The 18,713-nt window shown below is 45.9% G+C and carries 12 protein-coding genes; 1 reads left to right on the plus strand and 11 read right to left on the minus strand.

Annotated features, from left to right (window positions below; genetic code table 11):
* Positions 1–58 precede the first annotated feature (58 nt).
* The 3 genes from EL210_RS04935 to EL210_RS04945 are packed head-to-tail and all read right to left on the minus strand — an operon-like array spanning position 59 to position 6,192.
* Positions 59–1,654 carry a RagB/SusD family nutrient uptake outer membrane protein gene (locus EL210_RS04935; RefSeq protein WP_018919827.1) on the minus strand — a complete coding sequence of 532 codons (1,596 nt, stop codon included), beginning with the start codon at positions 1,652–1,654 and terminating at the stop codon, positions 59–61.
* A 24-nt stretch (positions 1,655–1,678) separates the two neighbouring features.
* A complete protein-coding gene (locus tag EL210_RS04940) occupies positions 1,679–4,702 on the minus strand; it encodes a SusC/RagA family TonB-linked outer membrane protein (protein WP_026285903.1) in 3,024 nt (1,007 codons plus the stop codon).
* Positions 4,703–4,734: 32 nt separating this feature from the next.
* On the minus strand, positions 4,735–6,192 hold the full coding sequence (locus tag EL210_RS04945; RefSeq protein ID WP_025879618.1) for a hypothetical protein: 1,458 nt from the start codon (positions 6,190–6,192) through the stop codon (positions 4,735–4,737).
* A gap of 420 nt (positions 6,193–6,612) precedes the next feature.
* Between EL210_RS04945 and EL210_RS04950 the strand changes: the two genes are divergently transcribed.
* On the plus strand, positions 6,613–10,635 hold the full coding sequence (locus tag EL210_RS04950; protein ID WP_018919824.1) for a hybrid sensor histidine kinase/response regulator transcription factor: 4,023 nt from the start codon (positions 6,613–6,615) through the stop codon (positions 10,633–10,635).
* Between the two features lie 33 nt (positions 10,636–10,668).
* On the opposite strand, the gene EL210_RS04955 is transcribed toward EL210_RS04950, so the two are convergent.
* The 8 genes from EL210_RS04955 to EL210_RS04990 form a co-directional block, all read right to left on the minus strand.
* A complete protein-coding gene (locus EL210_RS04955) occupies positions 10,669–11,370 on the minus strand; it encodes an SIMPL domain-containing protein (RefSeq protein ID WP_018919823.1) in 702 nt (233 codons plus the stop codon).
* A gap of 195 nt (positions 11,371–11,565) precedes the next feature.
* Entirely contained in the window at positions 11,566–12,453 is an 888-nt protein-coding gene (locus EL210_RS04960) for a DMT family transporter (protein ID WP_018919822.1), read from the minus strand.
* 24 nt (positions 12,454–12,477) lie between these two features.
* The gene (locus EL210_RS04965) at positions 12,478–13,680 is read right to left on the minus strand and encodes a hypothetical protein (RefSeq protein WP_018919821.1); all 1,203 of its coding nucleotides are present in this window, start codon (positions 13,678–13,680) and stop codon (positions 12,478–12,480) included.
* Positions 13,677–14,324 (minus strand): ATP-binding cassette domain-containing protein, encoded by a 648-nt coding sequence (locus EL210_RS04970; RefSeq protein WP_018919820.1) that lies wholly within the window; start codon positions 14,322–14,324, stop codon positions 13,677–13,679. The genes EL210_RS04965 and EL210_RS04970 overlap by 4 nt, the downstream gene beginning before the upstream one ends.
* 5 nt (positions 14,325–14,329) lie before the next feature.
* Positions 14,330–15,673 carry a DUF4836 family protein gene (locus EL210_RS04975; protein ID WP_018919819.1) on the minus strand — a complete coding sequence of 448 codons (1,344 nt, stop codon included), beginning with the start codon at positions 15,671–15,673 and terminating at the stop codon, positions 14,330–14,332.
* Positions 15,670–16,392, minus strand: coding sequence for a 16S rRNA (uracil(1498)-N(3))-methyltransferase (locus tag EL210_RS04980; protein WP_018919818.1), 723 nt, complete (start codon positions 16,390–16,392; stop codon positions 15,670–15,672). The genes EL210_RS04975 and EL210_RS04980 overlap by 4 nt, the downstream gene beginning before the upstream one ends.
* The gene (locus EL210_RS04985) at positions 16,389–16,940 is read right to left on the minus strand and encodes a bifunctional nuclease domain-containing protein (protein ID WP_018919817.1); all 552 of its coding nucleotides are present in this window, start codon (positions 16,938–16,940) and stop codon (positions 16,389–16,391) included. The genes EL210_RS04980 and EL210_RS04985 overlap by 4 nt, the downstream gene beginning before the upstream one ends.
* Positions 16,940–18,184 carry an MFS transporter gene (locus tag EL210_RS04990; RefSeq protein WP_018919816.1) on the minus strand — a complete coding sequence of 415 codons (1,245 nt, stop codon included), beginning with the start codon at positions 18,182–18,184 and terminating at the stop codon, positions 16,940–16,942. The genes EL210_RS04985 and EL210_RS04990 overlap by 1 nt, the downstream gene beginning before the upstream one ends.
* Positions 18,185–18,713 lie beyond the last annotated feature (529 nt).

Consider the following 18,713-nt stretch of genomic DNA (forward strand, 5'->3'; position numbering starts at 1 on the left):
TAATCATTATCTCTTTTTAAAAGGTAGGAAGAGGTATTTGGGATGAATTCGTTTATTCTTAGTTATATCCTGGGTTCTGCTTGATACTTCCTCCAGAAAGGATTATCTCTGAGTTTGGAATAGGGAAGAGTTCATCGCGCCCCTCTGTGAAGGCAGAACCTTCGCTGCTTGACTCATTCTGATTACTCTTTTCGTATTGATCGGTGCTGGTTTTCGTGTTGTAGATAACCCATGATCCGTTAGGTCCCATGACATTACAAATAGCTGCTTTACCATTATCATCTTTCCAGCGGCGCAGGTCGTAGAGTCGGTTGTTTTCGAAAGCTAATTCTAATCGGCGTTCTTTCCGAATAGCATCACGCAACAGTTTGCCTGTGGTAGTGACGTTAGCGAGGTTCACACGCTTGCGCACTTGGTTGAGTGCTTGCTGCGCTTCTGTGTCTTTGCCTAACTGATTCTCTACTTCTGCATACATCAACAGAATGTCGGCATAGCGTAACAGACGGTAGTTGAGGGCGACATGTGGTGCATCATAAGGTTTCACACGCTTTGCCATTGGAATGTAAAGCTTCATATTACAACGTGCACTCTTATGCTTTGAAGGTGTTATAATGTAGGGATTTGTAGCACTCCAAGTATTGTCATTGGGGACGTAAGTCTGATTATGATGCAGAATAGTCCACAGCAGACGGATATCGTCACCCTCATCTTTGAAAGCTTTTTCAAGATAACTTGAAGGCAATCCCCATGACCATCCTGAGTCATCACGTGAGCCTACAACAACTGAATAGCGTTGACCGAGATTGTAAGATATTTCGCCAGAGGTCTGGATTTCAAACAAAGACTCCTCGCTATTGTTATGATCCATGCTCCAAACATCACCGAAGTTAGGCAGCAACTTATATTCATTGCTGTTGATAACTGCCTGTAATTGGGCTTCCGCTTCCTTATACTTTTCCTGATAGAGATAGACTTTTGCTAATAAACCCTGGGCTGCTCCTTTGGTGGCACGCCCTATATCAGCACTGCTTTGAGCAGACCGTAGAGGTAGAACTGCTATGGCATCAAGCAGATCCTGCTCAATCATGGCATAGCTATCCGCTACAGATGCACGGGTAATTCCCTTGATTTCATTTGGCATCTTGAGTTCTTTTATCAATGGAACACCACCGAAATTGCGCACCAATTCAAAATATTGATAGGCACGGAGGAACTTGGCTTCGCCGAGGAGACGTTGTTTATAAGTCTCGTTGTTAAAGGTGAGTCCCGGTATCTTCTGAATGGCAATATTACATTGCAGGATGCCCTTATAACGGTATTGCCAGAAGTTTTGGCAGGCATTTCCTGCCTCAATGGTGTTGCCAGTGTACATGGTAAGGTGACGATAGTCGCCTGCATCTTGAGTTGTATTGCCCATCCATGCATCATCGGTACACATTTCAGAAGCATTGTAGAACTTGTAGATTTGCCACCAGTCGTCACAAGCGATACCCTGATAGCAGCCAATAACCTGCTTGGCACATTCTTCTTCAGTAGTGAAGTAATTGTCCATACCCTGCTGACCAAGGATCGGTTCTTCTAAAAAATCAGAGCAACTGGAAAGTGAAAAGGCACAGGCTGTTGCAAAAGTCAGCTCTAATATATATCTTTTCATATTGATTTCAATTTGTGTTAAAGGTTAGAAGTTCATGTTAATACCAATGAGGAAGGTACGCGGGTTGGGATAACCGGTCCAGTCTATACCTGCTTCGGTTACGCCACCCATAGAGGCTGTCTCTGGATCTGCACCTGTATACTTTGTCAATGTGAAGAGGTTCTGTGCACTTAATGTAACGCGCATTGTTACGTTCTTTATCACATTCTTGGGCAGTGTGTAGCCAATTTGTAGGAGTTTGCAGCGGAAATAAGAACCGTTTTCTACGAAGAAAGTTGATGGTTTGGTAAAGTTACCGTTGCTATCGTTGACACTTAGACGTGGAAACTCCGTGCTTGTGCCCTCACCATGCCATGCTTTGTCGAGTGTTCCGGCATAAACATTGGTGCCGTTTGTGCCGAAATAGCGCTCACGGTTGAGGTTATAGATGTCGTTTCCTAAGGTTCCATAGAATTGAGCGAGGATGTCGAAGCCCTTATATGCAGCATTGAGATTAAGACCAATCATTAAATCAGGGAATGGATTACCGATATATTGCTTGTCTTTCTCATTAATCTTGCCATCGTGGTTGATGTCTTTATAGCGAAAATCTCCAGGCTGTGCATTGGGTTGCATCGGTGTTCCGTGCTCGTCAGTGTAGGAAGTTACCTCGGTTTTGTTTTGGAAAATGCCATCAACGATATAGCCATAGAACTGTGAAATCAATTTCCCCTCTTCATTACGAATAACGAAGTCTCCATTTCTTCCACCTGTATAGATGTAGTTCCCATTCAAGTTAATGGCCTTGTTGCGCGTAGAACTGAGGTTCAAACCGACACCATAGTTGAGATCAGCCACCTGGTCTTGCCAGTTGATACCAAGTTCCCAACCCGTTGCTTTCATTGAACCGATATTCTCCCACATTTGCCCATTCCACATAGGATAGCCCAGAATAAGCAAGTTGTCTTTTTTCATGAGCATGTCATGACTCTTCTTGGTAAACCAGTCGGCAGTCACTTTAAGTCGGTTGTTGAGTAAAGACATGTCGAGACCGATGTTGTAATCTTCAACAGTTTCCCATTTCACATTGGCATTGCCGATAGAACCGATAGTAGAACCTATGGCGGTTGCTGCGTCACGTCCAAAGACATAGCGCGTCGTAGCAATGGAACTTGTATAGGCAGAATTGGATATATTCTGATTTCCAACCTTACCCCAACCGAGACGAAGCTTTAGGTCATCGAAGATATGCTGTTGTTTCATGAACTCCTCACCTGTTATGCGCCATGCTACGCTGACAGCTGGGAAGGTGGCATATTTGTTGCCAGTGGGAAATTTAGATGAACCATCACGACGCAGGGAAGCTGTCAGATAGTAGCGCTCATCGTAGTTATACATCACACGGCCAAGATATGAAATGAGTGAAGAATAAGCGTTGTTACCACTCACTTGCATATTGCTTGTACCTGCACTAACATAGCGCATGGTGGCTGTATTGGATGGAATTTCATCACGACTACCATCAAGATAGTAGTCTTGGAAACGTTCCATCGTGTAGCCCACCATGACATTGAGGTTGTGAACCTTGTTGAATGTCTTCATGTAAGTGAGCGTGTTGGTCCAGTTCCAATCTACCCAATTTTCCATTTTACGGCTTGCTTTGCTCTTTTCGGCTTGCTCAAGGTTGTCTATGAAGAAGTTCGGGGTATAGTTGTCGCTAAGACGAAAACGTGCATTTACACCGAACTGTGTCCGATAAGTAAGCCCTTCAATAGGACAGATTTGAAGATATGGTGTTGCTAATAGACCGTATTCATCAGAGTGAGCATCGAGTCTGTTCATCGAAGCTACAGGATTCCATTCCTGATTGTTGTTCGAACGGGCGTAGTTGCTATAGGGATTTGAGGTCCATGTGCTTTGCTCTCGCATGACAGGAGTAGTTGGATCCATGGCCATGATAGCTCCCATTAGATTTGGTGTGTCTATCCAATTCTCGTATTTTGGAGTGAAGTCTACGCCTGCTCTTACAATGTTATTAAACTTGTATTCCATAGAGAAGCGGGCAGTAAGTTTCTGCCATTCCCCCACTTTATACTGTGAGTTCTGACGGAAATAGCCGATACTTGCAGAATAAAGCAGTTTGTCATTACCACCTGTAAAGTCGACATTATAGTTCTGTTGAAGGGCTACATTGCGCAGTGTCTCATCCCACCAATCAGTACCTTGAGCGTCGGTGATATTTTCAATGCCATGATAATTTGCCGTTTGACCATCGTTGGTATAGCGGGTTTTGAATACCTTTTCAAATTCTGAGGCTTTTGCAATATCAGGCTTGCTCAGTGTCTGAAAACCTATTGTTGCAGATGCCGTGAACTTGGTTTCGCCCTTTGCTCCCTTCTTGGTGGTAATCAAAACGACACCGTTACTGGCACGTGTTCCATAGATAGCTGCCGCAGAAGCATCTTTCAATACCTGCATACTCTCAATGTCATTTTGGTTAAGAAAGTTGATATTCGTACCTACAGGCATGCCGTCAACAACGTAAAGAGGATCAGAACCATTAATCGTGCTGACACCACGAATAATAACACGAGGTGAAGCTCCAGGCGCTCCGGAGTTGCTAATCTGCACACCGTTGACCTGACCTTGCAGGGCATTCATCACATTACCTGTGCTCAGCTTCTCTAATTTGTCACCTTTTATAGCAGAAATACTGCTGGTGAGGTCGCCTTTTTTCACTGCACCGTAACCGATAACGACCACTTCGTTCAGGTCAGAGACAGCGTCTTTTAGCGTAATGTTCAGCGATGTGCGGCCGCCGAGAGCAATCTTTTGAGTGTTATACCCCACCATAGTAACTTCAATGGTGGCATTCTTATCGGCTGTTATAGCAAAGTTTCCGTCAATATCGGTAACTGCTCCGATAGATGTACCAGGTACTTTGACATAAGCACCAATCAGTGGTTCGTTGTCAGCAGAGGACATTACCTTGCCCGTAATCTTTACACTTTGAGCATGAAGGCTAAGTGCAAAGAGACTAACCAATAATATAAAGAAAGATCTTTTCATAAATTATAAACTGTGTTATTAGGTGTTTCGTTTTATTTCACGAGTGTGATACGGCTGCGCAGCAGGGCATAGTCGAACTCGAAGAGATAGGTTCCATCTTGTTTTGCAATAACGGCTTTCATGTTGTCACCGCCGTTCAGGACGTTTTTCTCATTCATTCCAGAGTTGTCAAAACGCCAGTATGGTTCGGGCCACCAGCCCCACCAGTGTGTCTGGGTAATGGTGAAGGCTATCTTTGTGCCTTTCTTGAGCTTCATTTCTGCATAGAGACGATAAGGATTGCCCTTGTCCTGCTTCAGTAAGAAGACGCCTGTGTTAGGATTAGTCACCCAATTCCCTACACCTGGAAGCCCTTCTCCTGCTAAACAAATCTGTGCCGGTTGTTCACCGGAACCGTCACCAAAGTCAACTTTCTTGCTGCCATCAAGCACCATGCTCGCTGTTGTTGGTGTCCAAGAATGGATGTCATAGTCTCCCGTAACGGTGTTGAAAGTAATCTCAATATAGCCCGTCTTGTCGAGAATGATAGGTTTTGCTACTGAAGGATTACTGGTCAGCAGTCCTGTTGCCGGGTCTTCACCGAAGCAGATAGGTTGGAAATCAGTCTTTTGTGGAATGAAACGGATAGGTGTTCCGACCTTACTATTATAATAATGTGCTTTATACTGATACTTTCCTGTGTGCTCAATGAGCATGGGAACACCATAGAGTGCAGTGCTGAGGTCGGCTGCATCATTCACATCGGCAAGGTAGAGTTTCTCGAAATCGGGTAGGTCACTCACCTTGATTTTGCTTGTTGTCGTAGTGGTATTACCCTCAGCATCTCCCACGGTAAGCGTCATGTCATAGCTTGCTTCATTTGCAGGAATATTGTATTCCTTCTGCAACTGATAGCTTTTTCCACTTATAGGAATGCTGTCATGAATGCTGAGTCCGGGAATAGAAACAAGGATGTAGCCCAAGTTCTTGTTGTCACTGACAGTGGTGTTTAACGACAACTTAGGATTTTGCAGCAGTACGGTCAGTTCTGAAGAAGGTACCGAAGTGAAGACCGGATTACTGAAGTCGCCGTTTGTGGTGACAGTCACGGTCTGCGTGGTAGTTCTTCCTCCCACGTCTTCTACGGTGATTTCAATGGGGAACGTGTCGTTTTCGCTCCATGCTTCATTGCCTGGATAGGCATAGCTGAGCTGGTATTCATGGAGCAAGGTGTCGGGATAGTAGGTCAGAAAGTCAATCGTCTTGTCGAGATAAAGGCTTTTGTTGACCAATCTGATAGATTTCAATCCGTCGGCATCATTAGCCACTCCCTTGATTGTGAAGCTGCGTCCGGGTTCGGTTTTAATACTTGTGGGATTTAATGTTAATGTTGGTGCTTTGCCGTCAACAGTAGGATAGTCGTCATCACTGCTGCAAGAGGTGAGACAAAGACCGGCAAATACCGTCAACATTGTTAGCAAAAGCCAACGTACACGAAATTTTGTTGTCATAGATAATAGGTTTGTTTTGATGGTTTATGTTATTATCTGCAAATTTAATCTTTTGTAACATATTTGCTATTCTCTAATCGTTCAAAATGATGTTCAAATCGTTCAATGGTGTATTTGAGTATCTTTTTGAACGTTTTCTTCTGTTCCAAGTGTAAAATAGATTATGTTGAACTTTTGTAGTTTGTGTCATTTTACCTCGTGATTTGACTCAGATTGCGTTATAACTTGACGCAGATTACGTCGTCATTTGACTCAGATTACAGCGTGATATGACGCAAATGAGAAACAAGAGTGAATGCCGTGGTGTTTCACTCTTTCTTTAGAGCAGGATTGAGGACAGGCTTTTTGCATGTATATCTGTTTTATTCTATGCTTGTTTTCATAAAAAAGTCATACCTTTGTTGCGCAATCCAATCTTCTATGATGAAAAGAACAATCTTATTTACCCTGTTGGTTTCATGCTTTTGGACTCACGCTTTGGCCCAGCGTTTCATGGTGAAATCACTTGATGTGACCAACGGACTCTCAAGCGACTACGTGATGCAGATGGCCATGGACAAGTATGGTTTCATCTGGGTTGCCACAGAAGAGGGGTTGAACCGCTTTGACGGATCGCGCTTTTTCAGTTATTATCATGTGAAAGATCGCAACAGCATCACGGCAAACGAATTGAACTGTCTGCTTGATGACCCACAGGAAAACAAGATGTGGATAGGGACTCAGCGTGAAGGACTTAATGTCTTCGACTACGACCGCGATGAGTTTTCATGCTATCAGCATCGTGCCAACGATCCTCATAGCCTTATCACAAACGACATTACTTCGCTATCGTTGGCCAAAGATAATAACCTTTGGCTCACAACTTATTGGGCAGGACTCGAATATTTCGACCGAAAAAGAGAGCGTTTCCACCATTTCAATCAGAAAACCGTACGAGGACTGGTTTCCAATCAGATGTGGACAGCTTTCGATGCAGGTAACGGAATGGTCTATGTGGGGCATGTGTATGATGGCCTTTCTGTCATTGATGTGAAGAGCCGTGCAGCCTATAATTATCGGCATGATGACCGAAATCCGCAGAGCATATCGGGCAATGAGGTGCATTGTGTCTTTCGGAGTGCAAACGGATTGATATGGGTGGGCACCAATAAGGGACTCGATCTTTTCGATCCGCTGCAGGGAAAATTCCACCATGTTGCCGATCCTCGTGGCACCACACGTCCCGTTTTCCAGATAAAGCAGATGTCGGACGGACGACTTTGGTTGGCTACCGAGTTGGGTGGTGTGGTCATTGTAGACATTCGCCAGTCGCTCGGTCAGTCGTTTGGAAACTTCAAGTTTGACTATATTTCAGAAGGAGAGGGTAACGGACATCTTGGTGGAAGCAGTGTGCGCTGCATGCTTGAAGACAGTTATCACAATGTGTGGTTAGGTCTTTATGGGGCCGGTATCGACTTCATCAGCCGAGAACAGCCTTTGTTTAAATTGGTCACTTACGGTCAGGTAGACCCTGTTTATCATCTTTCTACAAAGTCGGTAATGGGGCTGGCGGTTGATCATCACGGCTTGTTATGGGCAGGAACGGATGGTGACGGCCTGAACTTGTTTGATAAAGACATGGCGCGTGTGGCTGCTCCGATAGAACTTCCCGGTCGTTCGATACAGACAATCCATTGCGACAGCAGAGGAAATATATGGATAGGAGCCTTTTCTGACAATGCCTATGTCAAGAGTTCAGGTGGCAGTATGCGGAAAGTCTTTGATGAAATGCAGGATGTCCGCTGTTTCTTTGAAGACGGAATGCATATGTGGATAGGCACAAGCAAGGGACTTTATGTTGTTGATATCAACACGCAGAAAGTGATAAAGCATTATAATCTGAAGAATAATTTAGTTCGTTCTGTAGTCAAGGATCGTCTGGGACGTATGTGGATAGGTACTTTTGGCAGTGGACTGTTGGTCTATGACAGTCGGATGAGGCTCATCAGACAGCTGACGAAACCCAAGGGCTTCCCATCGAACACAGTGAATGCCGTTATTGCTGACCGACGCGGATGCATTTGGTGTGCTACGGGTGAGGGGCTTGTTTCCTTTCCTAAAGGTGATGTTCGTGCTTTCACTACCTATGCTGCGGCAAGCCGTTTGAACAATCTTCATATTCGGGCTGTTGCAGAAGATGAGCAGGGAAACCTTTGGGTGAGCACGAATAAGGGTATCAGTTGCATGAAACGGGGCAAGGATTATTTCGTCAACTATGACTACCGCGACAATGTAGCCATGGGAAACTACAATCCGGGGAGCGTAGCTGTCAGTGCTTCGGGCATGCTCTATTTCGGCAGTACGAAGGGACTCACCTGCTTTAATCCGCGGAATGTACTGGTCAGGCGACAGGCCCCGGAGGTGTTTGTGACTGCTGTGGATATCCCGTATGATGCAACTTTCATGAAAGACAGTACGCTGAACCTCATTGGAAAGCAGGAGGTAAGTCTGCAAAGTGACGAAAACACATTTACCGTACATTTCAATGTGCGCAACTATGCCTTGCTCGGGCGCATTGAATATGGCTATCGGCTCGTAGGATTGCAGAGCGAATGGCAGATTACGGAAGATAATAATATCACGTTCAGCGACCTTCCATATGGCAGCTATCGCCTTGAGGTGAAATGCCGATTGCACAATCAGGAGTGGGGACAGCAGTTGACTTCGTTAGAATTGACCGTCAATCCACCGCTTTGGCTCACATGGTGGGCAAAGCTCGTTTATGCGATGTTGGCGCTTATTCTTCTGTTCTTGGGCTTTCGTTTCTATATGCGGAAAATGCGACTCGAATATCTGCTTGCAGCCGAAAAGAAGAAACATGAGCATGAACAGGAACTCAATGATGAGCGTCTGCGCTTCTTTACGAACATCACACATGAACTCCGAACGCCGCTGACTCTGATTATCGGCCCTCTCGAAGACTTTGCCCGAAACAGCGAACTTAGCGATGGAATGCGGCATAAACTGCAAGTGATTGGCAACAGTGCACATCGATTACAGAAACTCATTGGTCAGATCCTGGAATTCAGGAAAACAGAGACTGACAACCGAAGGCTCTGTGTTGTCAGAGATGATATCGTCAGAACGGTGCATGAAGTGGAACTGAAATACGAGGAGTTGAATAGAAAGAATGCTGTGAAAATCCGTTTTGAAGCTCATGATAATTCCATTCTTGTTTATCATGATAAGGAGGTTGTAAACATCATTGTAGACAACTTGGTGTCGAATGCCATAAAATATACCGATCAAGGACGTATCACAGTGTCAGTAGATCGCGTGGAAACAGAGGGGAAGAAATATGTAGAAATTGGGGTTCATGACACTGGACACGGTATTTCGAAAGCTGCCTTGCCCCGCATCTTTGACCGTTTCTATCAGGAGAACGGTGCTCATCAAGCTTCAGGAACGGGCATAGGATTGGCTTTGGTGAAGAACCTTGTGGCCTTGCATGAAGCAGAGATCCTTGTGGATAGTGAAGTTGATAAAGGTTCTTCGTTTATCGTGCGTCTTCAGGAAGATGAAGTTTATCCGAATGCTTTGCATGGTGAAGTGCAGAAAGCGCCTCTTTCGGATGTTGAACCGAAAGAGGTTGCACAGCATGACGGGCGCGAAATCCTGCTTGTCGTTGAGGATAATCCTGACATCAGAACTTATATTGCCGATGTGTTTGCCAATGATTTCGATGTAAGGCAAGCTGCTGATGGGCAAGAGGGATTGCAGATGGCGTTGGAGATTATCCCTGATATGATTATTTCTGACGTCATGATGCCGAATATGGATGGTAACGAACTCTGTCGAAAAGTAAAGGAAAACGTGCGTACAAGTCATGTGCCAATCATCCTGCTTACGGCAAAAGACGGCAATGAGGCAAAGGAAGAAGGCTATGAGTCGGGGGCCGATTCTTACTTGACGAAGCCTTTCAGCAGTTCTTTATTAAGGACTCGTGTGCATAATTTGGTTGAGCAGCGGCAACGGCTGTTGGCTGTTTTCCGTGCTAAACCTGTAGCCGGGACTGACAGCCTGCAACAGAAACATGAACTTCTGATGCAGGCGATGGGAGAGAAAGACCGCGCTTTCCTTGACCGATTGAACCGACTGCTCGATGAGCACATCGGCGATGACCTTGATATCAGTCTTCTGACAGATGCTCTTAACATGAGCACTTCAACGCTTTATCGCAAGATGAAAGGTCTCACGGGAATTGGTACAAACGAGTATATCCGTCATTACCGAATGGAATATGCCGAACGTTTACTGCTCAATGAGAACTGTTCGGTAAGCGATGCAGCTTTCCGCGTTGGCATGAACAGTGTGAGTTATTTCCGAAAGAGTTTCAAGGAAGTGTTTGGAGACTACCCGACAGCGTATCTGAAGAAAATTAAAAAAGCCCCTCCGTTGAGTTGAAAACAAAAAGGAGAGACTGGAGTAAAGGGGCGTTTAGTCCTTCAGCGAATAGGTCACGGTGGTCACCACTCTCACTTTCTTGATATAAGGAGTGTTTGAATCGCGGTCTTCAATACTGAATTGGCCTTGGTCTGCACTCACGATTTTATCGAGTTTTGAATGGCTGTTCTTGGCAAATTGCTGCGCTGTAGTCTCTGCATTGGCGATAGCTTCCTGCATCATGCGGGGCTTCATGGCTTTGAACGAAACATATTCGTAGCTGATGTTGGTGTCGTAGTCGCCTGCAACAATGGCGATGCCCTGCTTCAACAGTTCGCCTTGACGCGCAATAATACCTCTTACGAGGTTCACATTGCGCGATGTAACCGTGATGACCAATGTTACATTATAGCGGTAGGGACGGTCGTTACTCGAATACTGTTCGGCGCTGAGGTCTATTACTTTTGGGGCATTGACCGTGATTTCTTCAGACCGTATACCATGACCGATGAGGAATTTCTTGATTTTCTGCTGTTTCATGGCTATGCGGTTATACAGTTCCGGCAGATCATCGCCAAGTTCTTTCGACACGATAGGCCATGTCACTTTATCTGCTGCAACTTCGCGTTCGGCCAATCCTTTCACACTCACCTTGCGGTCTTTATTAGCATAGTTGTCGATACCGCCTTTGATGAAAAGCCCCAATGCCATGATGCCCAAGGCAAGAATGGCTGCTGAAATAATTTTTGTTTTCATGTGATTGTAATCTTTAAAGATTGAGTTCTGAACTTTAATGTCTATGGTTAGTATGCTATTAAAACGTTGAGGAAGGAGCTTTTAGTATTTGAAGATTGAGATTTGAATATTGATTTTTATAATATGTGTTATTGCAGTGGAAGGATAGTAATCACCAAACTTCAATATTCAAACCTCAAAGTTCAAAGGAAAACATCAGATTCCTTTTGCTTGGTTGGATACATATACGCCCACAAGAATGAGCGCACTGCCCACGTAGGCCATGATTGTCATCGGCTCATCGAGGAATATTGCGCTGGCAATGACTGTCGTTATTGGGTTGAGATAGATGTAGTTGGAGGCTTTCATGGCTCCGATTTTGCGGATAACCCAGCTCCAAAGTGCAAAGCAGACGAATGATGCCACAAAGCCCAAGAAAAGCAGATTGAGCCAGATGGTGGGCTTAAGGAAATCGTGGAAAGGGAATGTCCATGGCTCTATGGCAAACATGGGAAGTATTGTTATGAGTCCATAGAAGAAAACTTTCCGCGTGATGAATACGGCACCATAGCGTGAGGAAGCCCGCTTCATCAGCAGACTATAGACCGCCCAGGCTATAGCAGACAACAAGGCAAGCAGGTCGCCAAGTGGATTGAGGTGGAGAACAAACTGGCCATTGAAGATAACTATGCCCACTCCGGCAAGTGCAATCAATGAACCCAGAACGAGCCGAGTGTCAGCTTTGACGCTTTTCACCATTGCGATAGCCATGCAGGTGGTGATAAGTGGTGCCGTGCAGCCAATGAATGACACGTTCGTTGTATAGCTCAGGGCCACAGCCATGTTTTCGGCTTGGAAGAAAAGTGAACCTCCTGTGATGCCGATAAGCACCATGAGGGCCTCGTCTTTCCAATGATTGCAGAACAAACGACGGGGAGAAATAAACCAAATACAGATGTAGGCAATAAGGAAACGCAAAAAGAATATCTCATGAGGTTTCAGACCTCCCATGATAAGATATTTCGTATTGATGAATGTGCCGCCCCAGCATAGTACGGTGATGATGCCGACAATATGTCCCCAAATCATTTTCTTGTCATTCATTTCTTTGTTGTTTAGATGATAGGTTTATTCTTTACGTTTCCAGATTTTCACAATTTTGTTGCGTATGACCACGAGGTTGCACAGACTTACAAGAACAAGAAGTGCAACGCCCAAGCCGAAAGCCGGGAGCATAGAGCCGTCTTCAATGTCGGGGAAGAGGGTTTCGATGATATCCATATAATAGTTGCGGACAAAGAAAAGCACGAGAAGCGCAATGAGCAGCACGGCAATGTTCAGGATGACAGTCAGCAGCTGATAGGGACGGGCCACCTGCGTGGGCTTATAACCAATGAGCAAGAGATTTTCAAGTTTGCTCGAGTTTTTCTGCACAAGCAGATAGATGCTAAGCATGAGAATATAGAAACTCAAGACAGAGATAATCAGTCCGACAATCATCACCATGGTTACCATCATACGAAGAAAGTAGGTTGTCTTCTCGGTATTCAGCTTGTCGTTCTCGATTTCATAGCCCTTACGGTCGAGATATTTCATAAACTGCCGGTCACCGGGATTGCTCATGTCTATGATCAGGCGTGTGGGGGCATGGACATCTCCTGGTGCATAGACCTCATTACTCCAGTCCATGAACGCTTGGGGGACAAGAATTGAACTCAATCGGTTGGAAAAACCGATGACTTTTCCTTTGAACTGCCCTTCCTTGTTGTGCCCATGAATGAATATCCGGAAGTCAATCATGCCCACAAGTCCCTCGCTGATTTTGGGCAGTGAATGGCTCTGGGCGAACCCAAAGTTATACATGGTCAAGTAAATGCGTGGCAGAATAATCGGCACAGTCCTGTCACCGGGGTTGTATTGCCAGTTGCTCAGTTTCGTGTCTACAAAAGCATTGGGAATGCTTTCGAAGCTGATTTCGCCGTTGTTGAGCACCGAAGTGCCGTTCACGCTCATGTTAGCATCAACCTTGTAGGCTGTTCCCGTGAACTTTCCCACACTGCTGACAAACGGTTGTTGGCTCAAATCATCAATCTCTTCATCCGTGAATGTGTTGCTGCGACCGCTGATAGTACTCGCTGTGCCTATCTTCTTGTTGACAATCAGAAAGTCGCTCTTCATGAAACTGTCTTCAGCGGTGAACACAGGAGCCACATCATTGTAGAACTGATAGCCTAACAGAACAATCAACATGCCGAAAAGATTGGCAAAGAAGAAGCCTGCAAACTGTGGAATGCTGATATGCTGACGCAGTAATTTCCAAACTAAAATCATAGCTTAAACGTCTTTTCGTATTCAAGGTTCATGTGTTTGCCGATGCTGGTCACAATCACTCCGGCTCCTTGCGCCTTGGCTTCGCGCATCATGATGTCGGCCATGATGCCGGCATTGGTGTCGTCAAGGTGGCTGATAGGCTCGTCGACAAGAATGAAATCAAAGGGTTGCACGAGTGCACGAAGCATGGCCACACGTTGCTGTTGACCAAACGACATGTGACCAATTTGGGCATTCAGCTTGTCGCCAATGCCCAACATGTCGAACCATTCCACAATCTGTTCTCGACTCTTGAAGCCTGTTATCTTGTTCTTAATCTCCACATTCTCCAATGCTGTGAGTTCAGGGAAGAGGCGAAGTTCCTGAAAGAGGTGGCTGATGTGGCGCTGGCGCAGCTCTACCCAGTCTCTCACTTTGAAGTTCATCGTGTCGTTTTCATCAAATATCACACGTCCGCTGTAGTCACGGCGATAGCCAATAACATAGCTGCAAAAGGTACTCTTGCCTTTTCCGGAGTCTGCTTCAACGAGGTAAAGATGTCCTTTTTTGAAGATAGCTTCCGTATTCCAGATCTCTGAATTCAGTTGATTGGCAAGCGAAGCAAATACCTTTGGAACAACAGAATTAAATCTTATGGTTTCCAATTTCTCTATTTTAAGGTATAAACAATCGTATTGATATTGCCGAAGACTGGCTTCAGCATTGTAGTTACGGCGCCTGCCTTGCCCTCTGACATGGCAGCCATGTTGATAATCATCACAAGTTTTTGACCTTTCACTTCTTTCTGAATGGCAGCATCAAGTTGCTCTTTGGCGGGGTAAATGGATCTCTCTGCCTCTTCCTTATCACTCCCGCTGAAGAACTGTTTGTCATTGCTGACGCCGAAGAAGAAAGTGGTTTTGTCGCTCGTATAATACCAGGCATTGGGTTTCCAATCAAGGATTCTCCCACCGGCAGGGCAACTTTGTTTCCAATAGTCAATGTCCTTGGTCCAGTTGGTGTCGGCCAATTGTGCCGTCATACTCATGGAAAGCCTGTCCGAACTATACGTAGGCGTGATGATTGCCATTTCACCGTTGATGCTTCGAATAATATTATCCATGTCAATGGCCGTGTTTATGCCTGTCAACAGTGCCTGAATGCCTTTGTTGGACTGCATGAGAGGCAGGAATTTCTGACCGTCGACATTGAGAAACATGCCCATCATGGCATCGCGAGGCATGGCTGAAATGTATTTGCCTTGAATGGGACGGTAAATCTTATGGGCAGCTTTCAAGGCTTCGTTCACACGGGAATTAAACGAGAAAGTCTCGCCATTGATGTGCATCACCTGTGCTTTGATATTCATTTCTGCAGCAATCAGCACCTGCGAAGCATCTGCTCCTTTGGGTGCTCCGAGTGTGAAAGGGGCAACAAACTGCTCGGGAAGTGCTGCAGCCTGGGCCACCATGCTCATCGGCGCATCAATAGAATCGAGCTTGGCATATAGTCTGCTGCTCATGATTCCTTCATTTTCGTCTTGTTTCAGATATTGAGATATCTGCTGTTGCAGGGCAGCCTGTGCGTCAGCTGTGGCAGGTCCCATTACGAGGAAAGCCTGGTCGCTCCAGCCTGCCACCCATGTGTCTTTCAAAACCGTGAAATGAAAGCCTCTTCTTTTCACCGGATTAGGACACAAGTCCTTAGCGGCGAGGCCTTTGAATGTCTCATCCAGTTCGTCAGCATCCTTTACTTTGGCACAGAGACCAAGGTTCCCGTCGGGCGATTCGAAAAGAAAAATCCTGTGACTGACATCAATACCGCTCTTGTTGGTATTCGTCATGTAGAGTAAAGTCTTGAGCACGGCCACATTGTTTACGCTACTCATTCGGGCAGGATCCATCGAAATAAGGGCTGTACTCTCGCCGGGAATGGCGTTCAGATAGCTGTTGTCGGTGCAGGCTGACAAGCAAATCAGCAACAGACCGACAAGCATATAACTTAGTTTCTTCATAATCTTAAAGAGATTTGTGCCATGGTGACGGCCATGAGTCCTGCCGTTTCAGTGCGCAGTCGGCTTTCTCCAAGCGAAATGCTTTCGTAGCCTTGCGCCATGGCTAATCGCACTTCGTCAATCGAAAAGTCACCTTCCGGCCCAACAAGCACTGTTATCTGCTCGTTCTTTTGGTCGTCTATGATTTCGTTGAAGAAGTCTTTCTTCTCTATTTCTTCATAGCAGTGGGCAATGAACTTGCGTCCTTCGCGTGGTCTTGTTATAAAATCCTTGAAGCTCTCAAGTGCATTCACCTGTGGCATCCACGGCTTGCGACTCTGCTTAGCCGCTGAAACGACAATCTTTTCGATGCGGTCAGCATGCAGCACTTTACGTTCAGAAAAGGCGCAATGCAGGAAACTCAACTCGTCAAAGCCTATTTCCGTGGCCTTTTCTGCAAGCCATTCCATGCGGTCTATGTTTTTGGTTGGGGCAATGGCCAAGTGGATATGTCCGCGCCAAGTCTTCTGTTGAGGCAGGTTCTCTTTGATAGTGTAGAGGCATTTCTTGTGGGTAGCCAGGCTCACTTCAGCATGATAGAAGTTTCCCTGGCCGTCCATCAGATACATGTCATCGCCATTTTGCAGTCTAAGCACGCGCAGAGCGTGGGTTGCCTCCTCTGCAGGAAGTTCATTTGTTGAGGCTGCATCGGGCACATAAAAATATCTTTCCTCTTTCATGCTTCCTTACTTTTGCGGCGTTTCAGCTCCTCGTTCAGGTATTCGGCCATTTTATAGTCCTCGTCTTTGATGCTCTTGTCGAGTGCCATTTGCAGCATCTCATCGGTCAGGGCATTGATAGGCAGTGACATTCGGTTGGTCTTTGCCGTGTCAAAGGGGGTAGACTGACTATTCATCAAGGCTTCGTCGATATAGATAGGCAGGTCGTTGGCCAATGCCATGAGCACGCCGTCACTGGCTCTGACGTTTGTCACGGCCTTGGTTTCATTGTCTATCAGCAATGTACGATATTGCCCATCAGTCAGGTTGAAGATATATACTTCAAGCATGTGTCCGGTCTCTTTCAGCAGTTTTCCCGTTGCTTCGGCAAGTAGTTTGTCTACTCCCGGGGCGTGGGCCATGCGAAGACCGAACGCTCTTATCATGTCTTCATCGCATGTGATGGAGATTTGGCGCGTCAAAGCCTCGTCGGTCAGCACGATAACCCCAATGCCCATCGTGCCGACTATTTCGGAAATATTGTTGAATTTCAGTCTGATTTTCCCCATTATTCTTTTGATTTAGTGCCCGGACGGAACATCAGTGCGAAGCTGACGCATACCAGAAGGGCATAGCTGGCAAAGGTGAACCAGCAGCTGGGCCACGTGGTTATGCCGGCAGTGGTGTGGCTATCGACGACCGCCTGTGCAGCAAATGAACCTACAGTTGCACCGATACCATTCGTCATGAGCATGAAAAGTCCTTGTGCACTGGAACGTATTGACGGGTCGGTAGCCTTGTCAACGAAGAGCGAACCAGAGATGTTGAAGAAGTCGAATGCCACGCCATAGATAATCATTGAAGTGATGAACATCCATACTCCACCGCCGGGATTGCCTAATCCGAGCAGTCCGAAACGCAGCACCCAAGCAAACATGGCGATGAGCATGACGTTCTTGATGCCATAACGCTTCATGAAGAACGGAATCATCAGAATGCAGAGGGTTTCGCTGATCTGTGAGATAGAGTAGAGGATGACGGGATATTTCACGCCGAACGTACCTGCATATTCAGGTATGCTCTTGAAACTTTCAATGAATGGAGTGGCAAAGCCATTGGTAATCTGCAGACTGACACCGAGCAACATGGAGAAGATGAAGAAGATAGCCATCTTCTTTTGCTTGAAAAGTGCAAAGGCCTTGAGGCCGAAAGCATCGACAAGACTCTTCTTCTGTCCTGTCTTGCAGACAGCGCATTTGGGCAGCGTGAAAGAGTAGAGAAACAACAGTATGCTCAGCACACCGCTCACAACGAATTGCATCTGCGTGCTCTTATAGCCCATGATGTCAACGAACCACATCGTGCAGATGAAGCCGATGGTTCCGAAAACGCGTATCGGAGGAAAGGCTTTCACGGTGTCGAGGCCTGCTTGGGTAAGTGCAGAGTAAGCCACAGAATTGGTCAATGCCAATGTAGGCATATAGAAAGCGACGCTCAAGGAATAGAGCAGGAACAGCGTGGTGAAGTTGGCATTGTGGCCGGCTTGATAGCCATACCAGGCTGTGCCAAACATGAATAGGCCGGCAAGCAGGTGGCAGAAGCCCATCAAGCGTTGTGCCTGTATCCATCGGTCGGCTATAATTCCCATAACAGCAGGCATAAATATAGAGACGATGCCTTGCACGGCATAGAATGTTCCGATATGCGTACCCATGCCAATGTTGCCCAAATAAATTCCCATGCAGGTAAGATAGGCTCCCCAGACGGCAAATTCCAGGAAGTTCATCACGGTTAGTCTGATTTTAAGATTCATCTTTTTCGGTTTTATTTTTGATTGCAAAGATAAGGTAAACGCGTGGAATAGCAAAACAAAAGGCTATTTTTCTTTGGTGTTCTCATTTGTCCGTCTTTCGCCTTTGATATCTTGCTGATGCTTCACGGCTTATGTTTGGAATTCCCGTCAGAGGTCTTCCCTGTTTGATGTCATTGCGGGTGGTTGTGTCTCCCGCTACTCCTTGGTTTTTAATCAGTTGCAGATTACATTGTAACTTGATGCAGATTGCGTTGTAACTTGATGCAGATTATCACGCAATCTGACGCAGATGACACGATAACTTGATGCAGATGACACGCTGTTTTGACGCAGGTTGCAATGCCCCTGCAGGTCAGTGGTGCTGGCAGTCCTTTTACTCTTATCGATTGTCGTGTGCCGTTTTCTGGATATGGGTAATCTTGTTATCGGCGAACTCCCTCCTTCAGGGGTATGATCTCAAAGTGTGTTTTTCATCAATGGACGATTGCAAGGCTATACCCCACTCTGTCCGCTTCCAATCATTATAGTC

This window comes from Segatella oris, assembly GCF_900637655.1.
Lineage (GTDB): Bacteria > Bacteroidota > Bacteroidia > Bacteroidales > Bacteroidaceae > Prevotella > Prevotella oris.

Coding starts and splice junctions, on each gene's coding strand:
- EL210_RS04935 (WP_018919827.1), bottom strand. CDS start 1,654: ATGAAAAGATATATATTAGAGCTGACTTTTGCAACAGCCTGTGCCTTT.
- EL210_RS04940 (WP_026285903.1), bottom strand. CDS start 4,702: ATGAAAAGATCTTTCTTTATATTATTGGTTAGTCTCTTTGCACTTAGC.
- EL210_RS04945 (WP_025879618.1), bottom strand. CDS start 6,192: ATGACAACAAAATTTCGTGTACGTTGGCTTTTGCTAACAATGTTGACG.
- EL210_RS04950 (WP_018919824.1), top strand. CDS start 6,613: ATGATGAAAAGAACAATCTTATTTACCCTGTTGGTTTCATGCTTTTGG.
- EL210_RS04955 (WP_018919823.1), bottom strand. CDS start 11,370: ATGAAAACAAAAATTATTTCAGCAGCCATTCTTGCCTTGGGCATCATG.
- EL210_RS04960 (WP_018919822.1), bottom strand. CDS start 12,453: ATGAATGACAAGAAAATGATTTGGGGACATATTGTCGGCATCATCACC.
- EL210_RS04965 (WP_018919821.1), bottom strand. CDS start 13,680: ATGATTTTAGTTTGGAAATTACTGCGTCAGCATATCAGCATTCCACAG.
- EL210_RS04975 (WP_018919819.1), bottom strand. CDS start 15,673: ATGAAGAAACTAAGTTATATGCTTGTCGGTCTGTTGCTGATTTGCTTG.
- EL210_RS04980 (WP_018919818.1), bottom strand. CDS start 16,392: ATGAAAGAGGAAAGATATTTTTATGTGCCCGATGCAGCCTCAACAAAT.
- EL210_RS04985 (WP_018919817.1), bottom strand. CDS start 16,940: ATGGGGAAAATCAGACTGAAATTCAACAATATTTCCGAAATAGTCGGC.
- EL210_RS04990 (WP_018919816.1), bottom strand. CDS start 18,184: ATGAATCTTAAAATCAGACTAACCGTGATGAACTTCCTGGAATTTGCC.